The sequence below is a fragment of the Klebsiella sp. B345 genome (genome assembly GCF_051131735.1).
Lineage (GTDB): Bacteria > Pseudomonadota > Gammaproteobacteria > Enterobacterales > Enterobacteriaceae > Klebsiella.
Map to the genome: position 1 here is coordinate 3547824 of NZ_CP180443.1, position 17198 is coordinate 3565021.

The 17198-nt window shown below is 45.7% G+C and carries 20 protein-coding genes; 16 read left to right on the plus strand and 4 right to left on the minus strand.

The features are described from left to right. Positions 1-542 precede the first annotated feature (542 nt). Both ACMYSO_RS16625 and ACMYSO_RS16630 read left to right on the plus strand, forming a co-directional pair. A complete protein-coding gene (locus ACMYSO_RS16625) occupies positions 543-1751 on the plus strand; it encodes a DNA cytosine methyltransferase (RefSeq protein ID WP_434666042.1) in 1209 nt (402 codons plus the stop codon). Beyond that, complete coding sequence (locus tag ACMYSO_RS16630) at positions 1748-2398, plus strand: Eco29kI family restriction endonuclease (RefSeq protein ID WP_434666045.1); 651 nt, start codon at positions 1748-1750, stop codon at positions 2396-2398. The genes ACMYSO_RS16625 and ACMYSO_RS16630 overlap by 4 nt, the downstream gene beginning before the upstream one ends. Before the next feature lie 95 nt (positions 2399-2493). Here the strand turns inward: ACMYSO_RS16630 and ACMYSO_RS16635 are convergent, their stop codons facing one another. Beyond that, the gene (locus ACMYSO_RS16635; protein WP_434666048.1) at positions 2494-3054 is read right to left on the minus strand and encodes a tyrosine-type recombinase/integrase; all 561 of its coding nucleotides are present in this window, start codon (positions 3052-3054) and stop codon (positions 2494-2496) included. Positions 3055-4715: 1661 nt separating this feature from the next. Between ACMYSO_RS16635 and ACMYSO_RS16640 the strand changes: the two genes are divergently transcribed. From ACMYSO_RS16640 to ACMYSO_RS16695, 12 genes are all read left to right on the plus strand, one after another. Then, positions 4716-5054, plus strand: a complete 339-nt coding sequence (locus ACMYSO_RS16640; protein WP_434666051.1) for a hypothetical protein — start codon at positions 4716-4718, stop codon at positions 5052-5054. Positions 5055-5073: 19 nt separating this feature from the next. Continuing rightward, complete coding sequence (locus tag ACMYSO_RS16645; protein ID WP_007851184.1) at positions 5074-5241, plus strand: hypothetical protein; 168 nt, start codon at positions 5074-5076, stop codon at positions 5239-5241. A gap of 101 nt (positions 5242-5342) precedes the next feature. After that, positions 5343-6104 carry a MarR family transcriptional regulator gene (locus ACMYSO_RS16650; protein WP_434666053.1) on the plus strand — a complete coding sequence of 254 codons (762 nt, stop codon included), beginning with the start codon at positions 5343-5345 and terminating at the stop codon, positions 6102-6104. Positions 6105-6115: 11 nt separating this feature from the next. Next, positions 6116-6397 (plus strand): hypothetical protein, encoded by a 282-nt coding sequence (locus tag ACMYSO_RS16655; protein ID WP_174561990.1) that lies wholly within the window; start codon positions 6116-6118, stop codon positions 6395-6397. An 11-nt stretch (positions 6398-6408) separates the two neighbouring features. Further along, on the plus strand, positions 6409-6807 hold the full coding sequence (locus ACMYSO_RS16660) for a hypothetical protein (protein WP_434666058.1): 399 nt from the start codon (positions 6409-6411) through the stop codon (positions 6805-6807). Next, a complete protein-coding gene (locus ACMYSO_RS16665) occupies positions 6800-7009 on the plus strand; it encodes a hypothetical protein (protein WP_434666061.1) in 210 nt (69 codons plus the stop codon). The genes ACMYSO_RS16660 and ACMYSO_RS16665 overlap by 8 nt, the downstream gene beginning before the upstream one ends. After that, positions 6999-7292 carry a hypothetical protein gene (locus tag ACMYSO_RS16670; protein WP_434666063.1) on the plus strand — a complete coding sequence of 98 codons (294 nt, stop codon included), beginning with the start codon at positions 6999-7001 and terminating at the stop codon, positions 7290-7292. Before ACMYSO_RS16665 ends, ACMYSO_RS16670 begins: the two co-directional genes overlap by 11 nt. A 708-nt stretch (positions 7293-8000) precedes the next feature. Beyond that, positions 8001-8234 (plus strand): hypothetical protein, encoded by a 234-nt coding sequence (locus tag ACMYSO_RS16675; RefSeq protein WP_434666065.1) that lies wholly within the window; start codon positions 8001-8003, stop codon positions 8232-8234. Continuing rightward, positions 8231-8608: a hypothetical protein gene (locus ACMYSO_RS16680; RefSeq protein WP_434666067.1), complete on the plus strand. Its 378-nt coding sequence runs from the start codon at positions 8231-8233 to the stop codon at positions 8606-8608. The genes ACMYSO_RS16675 and ACMYSO_RS16680 overlap by 4 nt, the downstream gene beginning before the upstream one ends. A 21-nt stretch (positions 8609-8629) precedes the next feature. Continuing rightward, on the plus strand, positions 8630-9670 hold the full coding sequence (locus ACMYSO_RS16685) for a major capsid protein (RefSeq protein WP_434666070.1): 1041 nt from the start codon (positions 8630-8632) through the stop codon (positions 9668-9670). Between the two features lie 76 nt (positions 9671-9746). After that, the gene (locus tag ACMYSO_RS16690) at positions 9747-9950 is read left to right on the plus strand and encodes a hypothetical protein (RefSeq protein ID WP_434666073.1); all 204 of its coding nucleotides are present in this window, start codon (positions 9747-9749) and stop codon (positions 9948-9950) included. Beyond that, positions 9943-11802, plus strand: coding sequence for a hypothetical protein (locus ACMYSO_RS16695; protein ID WP_434666075.1), 1860 nt, complete (start codon positions 9943-9945; stop codon positions 11800-11802). Before ACMYSO_RS16690 ends, ACMYSO_RS16695 begins: the two co-directional genes overlap by 8 nt. A 28-nt stretch (positions 11803-11830) precedes the next feature. On the opposite strand, the gene ACMYSO_RS16700 is transcribed toward ACMYSO_RS16695, so the two are convergent. Both ACMYSO_RS16700 and ACMYSO_RS16705 read right to left on the minus strand, forming a co-directional pair. Next, positions 11831-12082, minus strand: a complete 252-nt coding sequence (locus ACMYSO_RS16700) for a hypothetical protein (protein WP_071603011.1) — start codon at positions 12080-12082, stop codon at positions 11831-11833. A 283-nt stretch (positions 12083-12365) separates the two neighbouring features. Beyond that, positions 12366-13616 (minus strand): tyrosine-type recombinase/integrase, encoded by a 1251-nt coding sequence (locus tag ACMYSO_RS16705; RefSeq protein ID WP_434666078.1) that lies wholly within the window; start codon positions 13614-13616, stop codon positions 12366-12368. Between the two features lie 330 nt (positions 13617-13946). On the opposite strand from ACMYSO_RS16705, the gene ACMYSO_RS16710 reads away from it, so the two are divergent. Together ACMYSO_RS16710 and ACMYSO_RS16715 are read left to right on the plus strand one after the other, a co-directional pair. After that, positions 13947-15215, plus strand: coding sequence for a tyrosine-type recombinase/integrase (locus ACMYSO_RS16710; RefSeq protein ID WP_434666081.1), 1269 nt, complete (start codon positions 13947-13949; stop codon positions 15213-15215). Positions 15216-15304: 89 nt separating this feature from the next. Then, the gene (locus tag ACMYSO_RS16715; protein WP_434666084.1) at positions 15305-16099 is read left to right on the plus strand and encodes a sce7726 family protein; all 795 of its coding nucleotides are present in this window, start codon (positions 15305-15307) and stop codon (positions 16097-16099) included. 26 nt (positions 16100-16125) lie between these two features. On the opposite strand, the gene ACMYSO_RS16720 is transcribed toward ACMYSO_RS16715, so the two are convergent. Continuing rightward, on the minus strand, positions 16126-17196 hold the full coding sequence (locus ACMYSO_RS16720; protein WP_434666087.1) for a beta family protein: 1071 nt from the start codon (positions 17194-17196) through the stop codon (positions 16126-16128). Between the last annotated feature and the right edge of the window lie 2 nt (positions 17197-17198).

Sequence of the window (17198 nt, forward strand, 5' to 3'; positions counted from 1 at the left end):
TCCACCTCATTTGATAATGGAAAATGTCAGTTTCTCATCAAGTACAAAAGCCACTGTGAATGTTAATGGCTTTGGTATGTTATCACGCAGTGGCAAGTAGTTACCAGGCTCAACCTTGTATCGCTTTTCCCTTTGAAGCCGGAAGACGCGCCGCCGTCTCTAAACCCTATACCAAAAACTTTTAACCGTTCCACACTTAGCGCGGTGTCCCGTTCCAGCCTGTCGTGATGACACGCCACGGATAAACGAGCAAATGTTGGGAAGCCTAACCAGATCGGGAAAGGATCTGGCTCTGCCGTGGTGTCCACCGTGCCATAAATGAACGGTACTCGATAAGAGAGCGGTTAACTGACAAAACCCCTGGTGATACGCCTATGGCGCTTTTGTTGATGTACCCAACACGGCGCAAAGGCGGTCTATCGTTTAATTTTGGCCCATACATTGATTGGCATTGTCAGCTGTATGAGGTCTGGTCTGCTGGTTTCGATGAACGGATTAAATTGCTAAGATGCAGACCATAAGCCATGAGGCGGAGATTAAGTATGAAATCTGTAGAGCTATTTGCCGGTGCTGGTGGCTTGGCTATGGGTTGTGAAATTGCTGGTTTTGAGCATCTTGCGGTTGTTGAATGGGATAAATGGGCCTGTGATACCGTCCGAGAAAACAAAAAGAACGGTTTTCCGCTGTTGTGTGATTGGGATCTTTTTGAGGGCGATGTAAGAGAATTTGATTGGTCAAAAATCCCTAAAGGGATTGACCTTCTTGCAGGGGGGCCGCCTTGCCAGCCATTTTCAATTGGTGGTAAGCACAAGGCTAATTCCGACATGCGAGATATGTTTCCAGCGACAGCGGAAGCGATCAGACAAATTCGTCCTAAGGCTTTCATCGTCGAGAACGTGAAAGGGCTAACTCGGGCAACCTTTGCGAGTTATTTCCAGTACATCCAGTTGCAGCTTGAATTTCCTGAAGTAGCGCCGCGAAATGGCGAAGACTGGAGCGAGCATTTGAAACGCTTGCAGGAAGAAAAAACCAGTGGAAAGAACAAAGGGAAGGGGCTTACGTATAACGTTCTGGCTACGTTGGTCAATGCAGCAGACTACGGTATTCCACAAAAGCGTGAGCGTGTCTTCATTGTTGGTTTCCGCGATGATCTTGAAATTGAGTGGTCGTTCCCTAAACCAACTCACAGTTATGATGCACTTGTTTATGATCAGTGGGTTACTGGTGATTATTGGAAGCGACACGGTTTAGAAATGCCAGTTGTTCCAAGCCAGATGGTTAGCCGTATCGCAAAATTGCGTAAAAATCCGCCCGATACACTTCCGTGGAAAACAGTTCGAGATGCTATTGCAGATTTGCCAGATCCTGAAACAAAGGCGGCAAATATGATCCGGAATCATGCGTTCCAGGCGGGAGCGCGAACTTATCCCGGTCATACGGGAAGCCCATTAGATCTGCCAGCTAAAACGCTCAAAGCAGGTGCTCATGGTGTTCCTGGGGGTGAGAACATGCTCGTGCGTGATGATGGCTCAGTACGCTATTTTACTGTGCGAGAAAGTGCCAGAATTCAAACGTTTCCCGATAGTTATCGTTTTCACGGGAGCTGGACTGAAACTATGAGGCAGTTGGGTAACGCTGTGCCGGTTCACCTGGCGTATTGCGTTGCCAGCAGTGTAGCGGAAAAGCTACTGACCTCTGAAATTGGAAACATCCTCAAGCAGGGTGGGAATAATAAAAGGGCTTCTGCATGACAGGAAAGGTCATTCCATTTAATCCACTTGATAAGCAAAATTTAGGTGCCAGTGTTGCGGAAGCCTTGTTGAGCAAAGATGCTCATCCTCTGGAAGAGTTAACCTCATTTCCAGGAGCAGGGATTTACGCGATTTATTACACTGGCGATCATCCTGCTTACGGACAACTGGCGGAACTGAATCGTGATGGGCAATTTCGATTGCCTATCTATGTTGGTAAAGCCGTACCAGCAGGAGCGAGGATGGGACTTACTAATCCAGATAAGGTTGGAAACGTTCTGTTTAGACGCTTGAAAGAGCATGCTGAAAGTCTTCGTGCAGCCGAAAATCTTTCGATTGAAGATTTTTATTGTCGATTTTTGGTTGTTGATGACATTTGGATTCCGTTGGGAGAATCGCTGGTTATCTCTCGCTTTAAACCGATTTGGAATTCATCTATTGATGGTTTTGGCAATCATGATCCAGGTAAGCATCGTTACACTGGCTTACGTCCTCGCTGGGACTTTATGCACCCAGGGAGAGGATGGGCTCAAAATTTACGTGAGCGTGATGAAACTGTAGATGAACTGATTCGTGATTCTGTACAGTATCTTCAGAATTTGCCGCCTTGCTTGGCTCAGAAATTTATTGAAGCTGAAGGCGATTAATCGGTTAAAGATCATCGGGGGCAATTCGCCTCCGATTGGTTATTGGCAATAGTGCCAGCGTCAGCACCAGTAAATTGTTTTTCATGTTTACCCCCTTATAAGTCCATCTCATTGATCACCCGGCTAACGGCTTGCTTGTCTAAGTCCAGATAGCGCCTGGTGTCGGTGATGTTGCTGTGATTAAGTACGGTCATAGCTAACGCGATGTTGTTTGCAGAACGCTTGTAAATGGCATTGCCGCCAGCTTTGCGGAAGCTGTGCGCCGATACAGTGCCATGAATCCCTATAGCTTTAGCGGCTTCTGCGATCTGCTTGCTCACTTCTTCGCGTCGCACAGGCGCTTGCTTGTTCATCGAGCGGTTACGCTGGCTTCTGAACACATGCACATCATTGGGAAACTCAGAACGGCGACGTGCGATCATCTGCACCACTGGAGCCGGAAGGGTGAGGGCTTTACGCTTCCCTGTCTTCTGTTCTTCGATATCAATCTCACCGTTGATCACTTCGTCAAAGCGCAAAGCGACGGCATCCCCTACACGCAGTACGGCGGCTTGCATCATTAACGTCACATCAGCAATCAGGCTCTTGTTATGAGCGTTTAGCCACTCCCTGATCGCTTTGGCTTGCTGTTCGTCTAACACCATTGCTCTGTTCAATTCACCCTCCTTTAAGGTCACACATCTAAACTTGTTAAATTAACTTTATGATCAATTTCAGTGAGTTGCAATATAAATGATCAAAAATTGATCTGTGTTGTGTGTGGTGAATGATGCGGTTGTGTCCAGTGCTGAACGCGAAGATCAGGCGCACCCAGATCGAAATCTGCACAATTTTGAAATATCTTAAATAAAATCATAGATTTGGCATTTATAGACATGTGTTTGGACGTTGCCAAATCATCAGATCGGCACGAAGAACAGCGGTAACAACGTAACATCACACTACAAGAGGTTGTGTGTGGTTGTTGTCTATCTCATTGATTCTATGTCGGTAAATGTGGGGTTTTTAGGCGGGGGCGGCGCTTACCTGCCAGTATGCACGGAGTATGCAGTGTTTATTCACTTAAATTTGATTGCATGATGAAATGATTGGAATGCTAACTAATTGGCGAGTTTTGGCATGGAAAAATCGAATTGTTACTTTATAACAAAAAGTCGTTAAGCAGGATGTGCTTACATCAAAGTGATGATCGTTGTGACAATCAGTGACAAGCCGCACGGGGCAAGGCTTCTACATAAGTGTAGCTATTCTACAATGAAAGTTGATTGTTCACTTTGGCTACACTTTGCTTGTGTCAATGGTGCTTCTTTACATGCCAATTACCAGCGCTTTTACCGCTATTAATCGCCGCTTTAGTCCGATTAATCTTAGGTTTAGTTACATGGACGGCACGCAGTGAGCAGGGCGACGATCTACCGTTGGGGAGTGACGTTTTGTCACTTTCAGCGTGAGAACATACGGGAAAAACCCGACTGTGTGACCGAGCGTCACACATACGAATCATCCTATCTGTGACGTAATGTCACATCAACAAGCTACTTCTGTGACGCAGCGTCACACATGAGGCAAGTTATCTGTGACGAAACGTCACTCTATAAGACTACTTAACTATAATACTAAGATCTATAAGACTATGTTTGTGGGTTTGGCCTTTTGCGCTGGCTGATGCCAGGCTACGCCGCGCAAGAATGATCTTCTTCATCATCTCTTTTGCTGGCGTGTGTCGCCGTCACTCATGGCAAGCAGCCTTACTCCGCTACCTTTCGGGCTTCGTTGGCTGGCCCGTTCCGCTCACGACGCTACGCAAGTTACACCCTCTGTATGGTGCAATGGCTTTGCCACCGTGAAACGGTTGCACATGATCATTTCGCCGTGGGCTAATACCATTGCGCTGTGCGGGGTTGACTAACCATCTATCCGGCTACACTACCGTGTAATCGTCTACATGCTAAGTCTGACTAACTTAAACCATCCATTCATGAACTGACGTTCACATGTAAGGTTTCAGTAAGTCAGGGCTAAAGCTCACATACCCTCCTACCTCCTGTAGTCGTGTTATGGGTTCTTGGGGTTGGGGATAAATGCCAGAGGTGCGCCTGAATGCCGCCAGGCTTCACAGGAAGCCCGTAGAGCGATTTAAACAGGGCAGGGAATTCAATGATAGCCTGAAAGTGTCAGAACGCCGCAGAGAGCGCTACAGGAGGCTTTGTGATGAACACTGGAGGTTGATCACAACTGGTGAGTATGCTATAGTCTGTGATGGGATAATTTTACATTAAGCTATTGACTTTGAGATCATTCCGTGCTATAGTAAGTTTTGTCGGGTGATGAAAGCATTCATCCCGTCCTCTTCTTAGGCATTCAGCCTGACCCAAACAATCCAGATCACACCGCACTATCAGGCAACGTTAATAACGTTCTCCCTGGATGGTGTTTCCGTGTATCTAACGCAAGGAGAACCAACATTAAGTATTTCAATCCAGAGCTTGTCTTCGATGCTCTGAAAGCAGGAGATAAGACCCGCAAGGCAATGAACAGCCAGAGAGCAGCAGCACAGCGTCAAGGTTACTTAGAACATGCTGAACGATTACGTAAGGGGATCGAACTTTACGATCAGTGGAAAGCTGAACAGGCTGATACGACAACCAACGAATAACCCAGAAGGAGAAACCAGTATGATCGAGAAGAAAACCAAACTACCGCCGTCCACATCGTTAATGATCCCGGATGCGACATTTCAGATTCTGTTCAAAGAAGCAAAGCGCCGAAAAATGAGTGTAAGCGCACTTCTTCTTGAAGAATGCCAAAGTCTGGCGGTCAAATACTCGAAGGCTGGCGCGTAATAACCACGTTCCAGCATTAACCCCCACCCACGAATGAGAAGCGGAGAAAACCAAATGAAGAGCATTCGTAACTTACTGAGCATACACAGGAGCAAACAACAATGGCAAAAAACCTCGCCCAGATTAAGGCAGATTACCAGTACACAGACAAAACTACTGGTGAAGTAAAAGATCGTACAATCAACACCCCGCATTACTTCCGAGACATTCCACGCATTTATTCACCCAATCTCGAGAATGGTTACATGGACTTTTGCCCCAAGGCGCAAAAGCTGTACTGCTATTTTCAGGGGTGGGAAAATTCAGGGAATTTCTGTTACGAAAGTCAGGAAGAGCTTGGAAAGGTGATCGATTTATCCAGGGAGCGAACCTGCAAACTCATTAAGAAGCTGCAAGATGCAGGGCTAATCACGAAAGAGAAAAACCCAGGCTATCGTTCCAAAGTTTACCGGACTTTTCCGATCACTGATGCTCACATTACCCCACCAGAATCTCTAACAGCGCAGCCTGTAGCAGCGTCTGACGAAGTACTAGCCCCTGAACCAGTGAAGGCCGCAGAGGAACATTCAGTTCCTAATGATGACATTCCATGTGTCTGGGATGACCCTGATTATCAATCAACACCAACGATCCCCATTCAGCAGGACAAGCCAGAGCTTCCCTGGGGCGGTGTTGCTATCGGCAAACCTAATGGTGAACCCGTTGATGCTGCTTTGAAATGGGCGCTAACAGAGACAATGGGCGATGAAGAAGAAGCCTACCGACTTATTTCCCTGACCGCGACCAAACATCATGGACGCGAGATTATTTTCACCGTACCAACGAATGAAACCTTCGACGACCTCGAAGATCTACCATTTTAACCAGGAGGATTATGACCAACCTTTACCTACTGAACGAAGACACAAACTTTCGCCTCGGCTGTAATGACGTTTGCAGACGCATTTACAATCACCTTGCCAGCTTACATCGAGAGAACGGAACATTCCGTTCCAGCGTTAAAACCCTGGCGTCTGCCTTGGGCTACTCGGAAAGCGGAATCCGTTACTGGTTGTTCCTGATGCGAGATGCCAAAGTGATCACCATCACTCGAAGAGGTGGCTATTACGACTTCGACGTGAATCACAACGTTGCTTTCATCACCTCGAACCACTAAGCCGAGGTGCAATGTCTAAGAAAGAACGGAACACCCTCACCCGTATAGAACGGGAAAATGTCAACAGGATCGGCAAAGCCTCGCAAGTACGAACAAAACGCCTCTACGTAAAATCCCTTGAGGAAATCCCTGGGGAGCTTATCGAAACAGTGACAGAAGTTCATTCAACACCGCCCTCTGTGGAAGAGTGGGCCGCGTTAAATGATCTCCTCGAATGTTCAAGCGGAGTTTATTACCGCCCCCGCAAGCGCAAAGTTTACACCTACGATGATAGCCAGCTTCACCGCTGGCAATGCCTGGGCTTCGACAGCCTAAACCACTATGTAACGTATTCAGCCATGAATAACACCGTAGCCGGAGTTAGGGAGCTGGACGGATTATTTTTTATGGAGAATGACAACAATGATTGAAGAAATCACACAACAACGACATTTCAAAGAACGTATTGAATACGTGGAATACCTTTTTGAACAAGCGCTATCTCTCGAACAAGAGCACAACGTTGAAGAAATTGATCGCTTAGTCGATGTGCTGGCTACAGAGGCCGCGCCATTCCTGGCAGGGATTCAGGCTATCAAGGGTATCAGGGAGCGTATGCAGAATGCAGGATGAATATGCAATTTGGGCGCAAGATACGCTTGATGCTTTCCACGACCAGCACCATATGCCCATGCTGGCGGCAGTGAATGCCGTCTATCAGGCAAGGCCTGATAATCTCCCTGAAATCATCGCAGAGGCGTTTAATCAGATAAGCCTTGCCGCTGCATCCCTGCATGATATTTGCTTCTTCTGTGAGCTTGTGGAGAGTTTACGGGATGATCAGACATTGCTTGAGGCGCTTAACGGGCTGGCGTTGTCCATCCAGGATTGCACTGTACAGCTTTCAGAACTCTGAATTGAATAAGTATGCAATTTATTGCATAAATCGCTTGACATGATGTCACATATCATGTTATACTTAGATATAAGCTGAATAAACATTCACTTCACTTCACTTCACTTCACTTCACTTCACTTCTCTTGTTTTGCTTCCTCCCATAGCAAGAACTTATTTTTCCTCCTTGGAAAATGAGAACGGCTACTCCTCCCCTTGTAGGGTAGCCCTCTTCTCTAAAATCATTCCTTCTTTGATTTTTGGTTGTGTTCTTTATTGCTACGTTTCTAACAAGGTGAGAACACCTTCCCCATTCTTGGATGATATGGGGAGTGTCGGGGTGTTCTCTTCCTTTCCTTATGAACGTTCACAACGAGTGATTTTATAGAAGAGCAATCATGCTCTTTACTTCTCAAACCCCGTTAGGGTTGAGTTGTCAGACGATAAACTCTTGTTCGAGTTGTATTGTCTTCTGATTAAATATTGAGCTTCCCGAAAAGCTGAGTAGTTAATGAGATTCCAACAGGGCGATCATTCATCCTAATCGTGTTTTGCAACGGCACGGAATGATCCCCAGGCTGGTTTATAAGATTTCCAGCTACCCCTAATAAGCCCCTTCATTGGGGCTTATTTTTAACATCAATGTCACAAACTCTGTAAAACAGAACCCCTGAAAACCAGAACCCCTGAAAACCAGAACCCCTGTGATAACGACCACGAGGAAACACTATGTTTCTTATGAGCTATGACCGTGTGATCACTCATAAATCCTCTTCACTTGTCCTCACTGAAAAGATGATGAAACAAGCCGCTGACGCTTTCGGCGTGAGTGTTGAAGATATACGACAGGCTACAGAGAAATTCTGGCCTACCGCCACGATCACTAAATCCAAAGAAGATTCTCACCCTTTAACCGGGCTTGAGGCACGATTAAAACTATTAGCAAAAGGAAAAACCAATTGAATTTTGGAACATTTCAAACTCTGAACGGGGATAACTCCCACGCTCGATACAAAGTGGTGGCTTACGCCTCCGATATGATTATGCAAGACCGCCTGATCCGTGTGGCTTCTGGTATCCCAGAATCCCTGATTGTTGGCGACCTTGTGGGCGCTACAGGCGCGAAAGCTGCCGCCCCTGGTGATATTGCGTATGTTGTCGTAGAACCTGCACAAGCTGGCGCTAAGGCGTTCATTGTAGCTTCTCCAGAACATACGATTTTAGCACTGTCTGGTGTTGAATTTGGAAGCCTGGATCAATCCCTGGCCCAAGCGCAACTTGCAACTCTTGGCTTCACTTTCGCTGATTTCAGCAACGTCGCCCTGCGTACCACTTAATTTTCAAGGATAATAATAACAATGGCTAAAGACCTCTTTTCTGGTGTGGTTTATGACTCATTCACCAGTCCGTTTACTTTCAGTAATCAGCTAAACACCATCATTTCTAACCTTGGGCTTTTCCGTCAGGAGAACCACACGGTAAACACTATTGCGCTTGAGCAGGTTACAGATGTTAAAAATCTGGTGGCTAAGGAAAACAGCCCATACGCCCAAAGCGATTGGAACAGCGCCCAGCGTCCTACGTTCACCAATGCCCTGTATCAGATGAAATATTTTGCGACTCTGAACAGCGTCACTTCTCTGGATCTGCAACAGTACGCCGCGCGTGGAATTGCCGACACTGGCGATCAGGTGAGCATTGCACTGAATGACTTCTCAGACAGTCAGTATTCAATGGCTAACAATGCCGTAGAGATTGACCTTGTTAATGCGCTGCTTGGTCTGCGTGTTGATTCCGATTTCGCCGGACAGGGTGATCTTGATTTCTTAGCAGGTGGAGCGCGTACAGAGTACACCCTTGACACAAGCGACACGGCAAACATCTTCGAACAACTAAGCGAGATTGCCCGTATTCAAAACGTGGCTCTTGGTGAAGGTCTGGCACAACAGAAACAAGGTGCTGTGATCCTGGCTGCTGGCGCTGCTGCTAAAGCACTTCGCTACCATCCTTCTATCAAAGATTTCATGGTGTATACGCTGAACGTTAACGCCAGCGACAACTTCTATACACGAGCGGTAGCGGATAACCCTGCTTACGAGGTGTGGACTCTGAACGGGATCACCGTGATGGATGTGACAGGCTACAGCCTGATCACTGACAAAATCGGTGTGGATGGCTTCGCGGTTATTCCTCGAATGTCTGACGGTGCTAACGCTCTTGTTCTCCATACTGGTGTGGGTGTTCGTCATCTGACCCTTGGTAAGAGTGCCACCTTGCATAATCAATACATCGTATCCGATAGCAAATGGCAGTTCCCATCTATTGCGACGGAATCCAGTTTCCTACCAATCAACAATATCCCTACGGCTATTGTTTTCGGCAGCGTTTCAGCAAGCTGAATCTAAATAGAAAATCATGAGCAAGGGGAGGGCGTAGAAATACGCTTTCCCCTTTTTCGTTTAAGGAGATAAACCAATGAGTTTACAGCTTATTTTAAAGAGCGCCGCACACGGTGCAATCAAGATCGATGATGCTACGGAGCTTTTAACCCTCCGTCAGATCTGCATCATTTACGGTGTGTCTTACGATGGTGTAAGACAACGTATGCACCGATATTCTGAAACGCCAAACACGGCTATAGATTACTTCGTACAGAAACAAGGCGGCGCTGATGCTTGAGATCAACACGTCTAAAATCGTCAACACCGTTACTTTCACCGTAGATAGAAGCAGTATTGCCGAAGCGAAAAAGGCGGCTACAGACCTACAGAAACACTTTGAGAAACTCGCCAACCCTAAGATCCGTTTCAAGGCTCAGAAGCAACGCCGACAATCAGCGCGTGAAAAAGTGGCAGATGCTAAAGCGGCTATGCCTAAAACGTCCAATGATTTAAAACAGCAACGTATTGCAGAGAAAGCGGCTAAAACTCAGGTGCGAGAGGCAGCGAAGATTGCAAAACGTAATGAAACGGCAGACCTGAAACGCCGCTCATCCATCCTCCAGATGAAAGGCATAGCTGGAAAATACGGTGTGGATGCCGCCACACAACACCAATTTGCAAAGTTTGCTCACGAGCAGACAGAGCTTTTCCGTAACGGACAGATCAGCAGCCAGAAGATGAATTATGAACTTCGTGAGCGTATAGCGCTTATGCGTCGTGAGGCTGCATTGCAAAACCGTATCACTGCATCCACTCAGTCACAGGCGGCAGCACTCAAACATGCCAAACGCACGGACTATGCAGGGGCGGCAAAGGGTATTAAGGAGAAGGGACTGAATCTGATCGGCGGTGGCGCAGGCTTCCTTGCTGGCACAGCGGCGGTGGCTGCTGGGGCTGGTGTATTGGCTCGTGTCCGTGAGACAGCCAATGATAACCTCGACTTGGTGAAAAAAAGCGACAGTGTGAAGGTGAACCCAAACGCTGTTAAAGCGCTGGTACAGGCAAACCGTCAACGTGGTATTGATTCAAACTACGACACCATAACCGACAATTTCAAAGATGTGCGCGAGCGCTTGGGCGAGTCAGTCACTAACACCACTTTCGATCAGAAGTCTGGAAAATTCAAAGGCGGTAATGGGGCGATAGATAACATCCTGAATCAGTTCGGATGGAATAAGCAGCAGATCGCACAATACCAGGATAACCCGTTAGACTTCGTGCAAGCCGTTACCAATGAAGGGCAACGTAGAGGGATGAGTGATGCGTCCATAGGCCACCTGTTAGAAGACCTCGGTAACGATATGTCCTACCTGGTGCCAGTGCTCAAGAATAACGGTGCAGAGTTTACTACCGTGCTGCAAAAAATGGTCGATTCCGGTCAAACCCTGAACGATGAACAGATCCGCCAAACATACGCATACGGCGACCTCAGCACCACGTTGCAAGCGGTCAACAATGGCTTTAACCAGAATCTTACTTCCGGCTTCCTCGAAGGGTTTGGTAACGCAGGTAAGGATTTAGCGGAGAACACCGCCACTCTGAACGAGACAGCAAAATCATTAGGATCGGAGCTTGGAAACCTGTTAGCACAAGTGACGGGATTCACTAAGGAAATCTCTGATGATCTCAGCAAGTTTAACGGCTGGATGAAAGAAACATTCCCTTCGCTGTACTCTGATCCGAATAAGACAGCGCCAGACGCGATCTACGATAAAGCCGTGAATGGTTCAGCCAATGCAAGCGCCGATTGGATTCAAGAGAAAACAGGGTGGGACAGCCGTTCAGTGGGGCCAGCTATCATGGATTGGTTGGGCATTGGTGGCGGGAATGCTGGCACAGCCGCGAACCAATACGACCTTTCAGGGCAATCCCTGCGTGATAGTGCTATGTCACTTGGTGGCAATGCGCCAGCGTACAATCTGAATCCGACATTCAATCTGCAAGTGAATCCAGAAGTGGGGCTTACCCTGCAAAGTGATGTTAGTCGCTTGTCTGATTACATCGATTTCAACGCTAAAGCATCAGCAGCAAGTTTCGAACAGTCGTTAACGTTAGCTGTAAGCAGCGGTCAAAGCAGTACAGGCGGCTGATAAGAAAAAGGGGCTTACGCCCCTTTTTTCATTTACGCCCTTTGTTCGATTGAGCGAGAACAGAGGCGGCAAGTTCTTTGGTTAATTCACTTGAGCGTGGGTTGTTGAGGGCAGCAGATGCTTTATGTTCCATTGCACCGCTTGTTTGGTTTGAAGAACCCTTTTGAGACAGTGCTGAACCAGCAAGACTCTTTTGGATTCCAGATGCGTTAGGGTTGTTTAATGTTTGTGCTGCGACAGATGCTACTTTGCTTGAGGTCTGCTTTGAGTTGTTAGCCATTCTCAACACCTATTCAGAAAGTGAATTGTTGCACATGTTGTATCTGATTGGTGAATTAACACAACATGTAGTATTTATAATAAACCTCACCGTTTCGCTGTGCAACGATGAATCAGCATTTAACTGGATAAATTCACAGTTGTCGAAACGTGCGGGATTTTATCCTGTTATAGCGATTGTATTTACATTGTTAGCAGGTGATAACACTGGGTTGATTGTTTGTTATTTGTTCACAACTCACCACCTCAACTTACCTGTTCACTTTCTCTATGATGTGCCCCTTTTATCGATTCTCTACATCTGGATAGCGTAGTAACTCGATGTATTGTTGTAGCTCGACTGGGGAAGCCGCATTCTTGCTATAAGTCTTAAAACTCTCTGTAGATCCACGCTCATGACCAAGTAGCAAAGCAATACGGTCTTCTGGTACTGGCTTTAACTTAACTCGACCAACGCCCCCACGATCCAAAATCTGAGCTACACCATGACGTAACGAGTGGAAAACTTTCCGCTCTGATTCTGTAACCCCAAGAGCCTTACGCTTTGCCCTTGTAAAACGGTTTACATGCCATGTAGAACGCTTTCCATCTGCACGATCAGTGATTGATGCTCGGTAGAATAGAAAGCCGTTGTGGGGCTTCTCACGCAGCGACAACACCAACGGAGTGATCAGGCTATGCACTGGAATAATACGGGCTGCTGATTTGGTCTTTCCCTCAGTCACTTCGAAACATAGCACTCCCTCAATTTCTCGGATGTTGGTTGTTCGTAGCGAACAAATTTCATTCAGGCGCATACCGCTATACATGCCGATCAGCGCTACATTCTGCATCTCTTCATCATCTGCCATCACAGCGAACACCTTCGCCAATTCTCCAGGCTCAAACACTGCATAGCTCACCTTGCTACTTTTGGCCTCCAGTGCATGACCTCGCCAGATGTTTTCCTGTGGTGCGTCGTGATATCTGTTACGAGCCAGATCCCAGATCTGAGCCAATGCACTAACGTAGTTTTGTATCGTCTGTGGTGCTTTTTCCGTCTTGAGCTTATCGAGCCAACCTGTAACGGTGGTTCGGTTAACGTCACGAAGCTGAACATCACGCTTTTTCAGATGTTCTAAGAGCACTTCTACAGCCTTGTTCGTCTTCGATAGCGTGGTGAGTTTGCGCTTCTCGCTGAACTGAAGAATGTATTGATCCCGCATTCTCAAGAGAGAAGGGCAACTCATTACAGGGGCACTTAATGGTTCTGGTGCTTCGTGTGCATACGTCCCGATCCGGCGTAGCTCATTGAGGATTTGCTCCACCTTCGAGCCTCGATCACGCTGTGGCTTTAGCTGGCTACGTATCTTGATCCACTCCAGGGCCACTGCATCGCGAAAGAGCCGGGCTTCGCGCACATCGCGTGTGCCTGTGCTCTTCACATAGCTGTGCCGCCCTCCGAATAGATGGCGCATGTATTTTGGTATGGCGATCCTCACCAGATAGTTTCCGCAAGGATCTAAAACTAAGTAACGATCTCTCTTGTAAATCATGCAAACCCCAGCTATTTTGTCAGGGCTTTTGCACTTGAGATTGTATAGTGTGAAACGTCGAAGTCTTTTCCTGTTTTAGCAGTTGATTCAAAGCATTACAGGAGCTTGCCAGACAAGCGAACGACCGTAGAAATACGTGCCGGTTCGAGTCCGGCCTTCGGCACCATTAGTACTTCCAAGATCATCCGAGAAAGTCCAATTATCCCTTAAAAATCAATGCTTGCAGCGATTTTTACGTCCTGAGCCGTCCGAGGTTGTCCGTTGAAATCCGGATGTCATTGGGGGCATAATTGGGGGCATCTTAACTTCGATTAGAAATGTGCCCCCAAAATGAAGCTCAACGCCAGGCAGGTAGAGACTGCAAAGCCCAAAGACAAAACCTACAAAATGGCCGATGGCGGCGGTTTGTATCTCGAAGTTTCGGCGAAGGGGTCTAAATACTGGCGCATGAAATACAGACGCCCCTCTGACAAAAAAGAGGATCGTCTTGCTTTTGGTGTTTGGCCTACTGTGACGCTTGCTCAGGCAAGAGCCAAGCGCGACGAAGCTAAAAAGCTGTTAGTACAGGGCATTGACCCAAAAGCCGAACAGAAAGAAGCTCAGGCCGAGAATTCGGGGGCATATACTTTCGAAACCATTGCTCGCGAATGGCATGCCAGTAACAAGCGCTGGAGTGAAGACCATCGATCGCGCGTTCTTCGCTATCTTGAGCTTTATATCTTCCCTCATATCGGTTCGTCCGACATTCGCCAGCTCAAAACCAGCCACCTGTTAGCCCCGATTAAAAAAGTTGATGCCAGTGGCAAACATGACGTCGCACAGCGTCTTCAGCAGCGTGTCACGGCCATTATGCGTTATGCCGTCCAGAACGATTACATCGACTCTAACCCGGCCAGTGATATGGCTGGTGCTTTATCAACAACCAAAGCAAGACACTATCCTGCTTTACCCTCAAGCCGGTTCCCTGAGTTTCTTGCTCGTATTGCTGCTTATCGTGGCCGTGTAATGACACGGATCGCGGTTGAACTTTCTCTGCTAACTTTTGTACGTTCCAGCGAGTTACGCTTTGCTCGTTGGGAAGAGTTTGATTTCGATAAATCTCTTTGGCGTGTACCTGCAAAGCGAGAAGAAATTAAAGGCGTGCGTTACTCATACCGTGGCATGAAGATGAAAGAGGAGCATATCGTTCCGCTTAGTCGGCAGGCGATGATTTTGCTAAACCAGTTAAAGCAGATTAGTGGTGATAAAGAGCTGCTTTTTCCGGGGGATCACGATGCAACTAAGGTCATGAGTGAAAACACGGTAAATAGTGCGTTGCGTGCCATGGGATATGACACGAAAACTGAGGTTTGCGGGCATGGATTTAGGACGATGGCGCGTGGCGCGCTCGGTGAGTCAGGGCTCTGGAGTGATGATGCAATTGAGCGTCAGTTAAGCCACTCTGAGCGTAACAATGTGCGTGCTGCTTATATTCACACATCTGAGCATTTGGACGAGCGTCGTTTGATGGTACAGTGGTGGGCTGATTATTTGTATATAAACCGTGAAAAGCATATTACGCCATACGAATATTCGAAATGCAAAGATGGATTTAGTTAATTTTCCACAATTGGCTTAATTAACATGGCGTAGAGTTTTTTAGTGTTTTTTGCTATAATTAAAAGCAGTTTTAATTGGATGCGATGAGAATGGTTGAATTGTTACGAGAGCAAGATGTAAAAATAGCTTTAATTGATTGGCTATTTAAAAAAGGAATGCTTAGTGATGCTACTATTATTAATGAAATGGTAGTTGCTAACTGGAGCCGGAGGGCTGATTTAGCTATCGCAAATGGACACTTGCAAGCTTTTGAAATAAAAAGTGATTTTGACTCGCTCAAACGTTTGGATGGTCAGGTTGAAATATTCAACTCTAGATTTGAAAAAGTTACAATTGTTTGTGCTCCAAAATTTACTTGTGAGGTATCTAAAAGAGTTTCATCGAATATTGGAGTTGTAGAATATCAGGCTGATAGCCATGGTGTGCGTTTTAAGATAATTCAAAAAGGGCGGATTTGCTCTCGGTTAAATAAGTTGATTTACTTGAACTTTCTTCTTAAATCTGAATTGAAAAGTTTACTTAATCATTATGGTGTTCCCTTTTCTTATAAACAAAACAGAGATAGTCTCGAATGTTTGGCGTCTAAATTATCGTTAGGTGATATTAGGGGTTTTGTTATTGCATCTATTAAAAATAGATATCATGCGACTTCTAATGAGCTTTTGTCCAGACTTCAGGCTAATGAATCGCTATCTAAAAACGACCTTTCTTTATTGAGTAAAACTAAAAGAAAGAATAATTCTTTGGTTAAATTTGAGTCTAACGTTTATCCAAGTGAATCATCAAATGAATATCATAAAGTTGACGTTGATTCTATAGCTAGAAAGTATGGCAATGATAATTGCTACATTCCGGAAAAAGTACTTAAAAGGCTCGTGAGTTAGGGAAGGTCAACCTTCCCTAGATTTTCTTAGATAAGGTCATCCTCATCATCATGATCAAAACCAAATTTTAAAGCTTCAGATAGCTCGATTTGCTTGTTTAAGTGAAGATTCACTCGAACTGCAATCCACTTTGCTGGGCTTCCCATACCAACTATATTTCCTATAGCAGCATTTCTTATCATCGTTGCGCCCCAAGAGTCTTCCTTTTTATAATGTGGATACTCAGCAAGAATTGATTTTGCTGCTTCAATGAACCCTTCTTTATTCAAACCAGGTCTGCGTTCGAAATACCATGAATCATCTAGCGCTATATCAATCCTAGGTATGTATCGTCCAATGACATTGTCATAAACAACAGAATGAATTGAACCATGATCGCCATAAATTGCGACATCACTTCCCCCAATATTCTGATGTAACTCTCTCTCAATTACATCAATATATCCAGATTGCCCATTTTCCCGACAGAAATTTGAAACTGAACTAGGAAAGCTTGTCGCTAAGACACTTATTATTGCTTCAGGAATCTCAGTTCTAATTTGGTTTATTGCATTTATTGCTGCTGCTGTGATAGCCGATACGTTACCTCTTATATATCCTAAATCAATGAAGACAATAGCATTTTCAGGTGAGTCCATCGAAACTAGTGATGTCAGCGTTTTATTGATGTCAGTATTTAGGTTTCTAATTCTGAAAGCAATGGAACCTTTGATTTCCTCTAAGGTTCTTGTTTGAAGAGAGATATCTCTAAGTTTTGCAGAGTCAGGCATTTGAACTACTGGGATGATATTGTCATTTATCGAGCAAAAATCTATCCAGTTTTTAAAGCCATTTTCATGGGAGAGTAGTTCGAAGCTTGAAGCACAATGATGAGAGTTCTCCTTTGTTACATCCAAAATGAAAGGAAGATTATTCATAACTTCTAAAGTTTTATCTAAAGATACTTGAATTTCTTCAGAGCGAGGCCACTTACCCAACGAAATTAAAGGTAATATTTTCTGCTTATTTTCATGTGATAAATTACTCAGCCCCGTCATTTCCGCCAAGCGTGTTCTCAACGCTGGATAGTATGAGTAATTTTCAAAGTATACTTTCATTT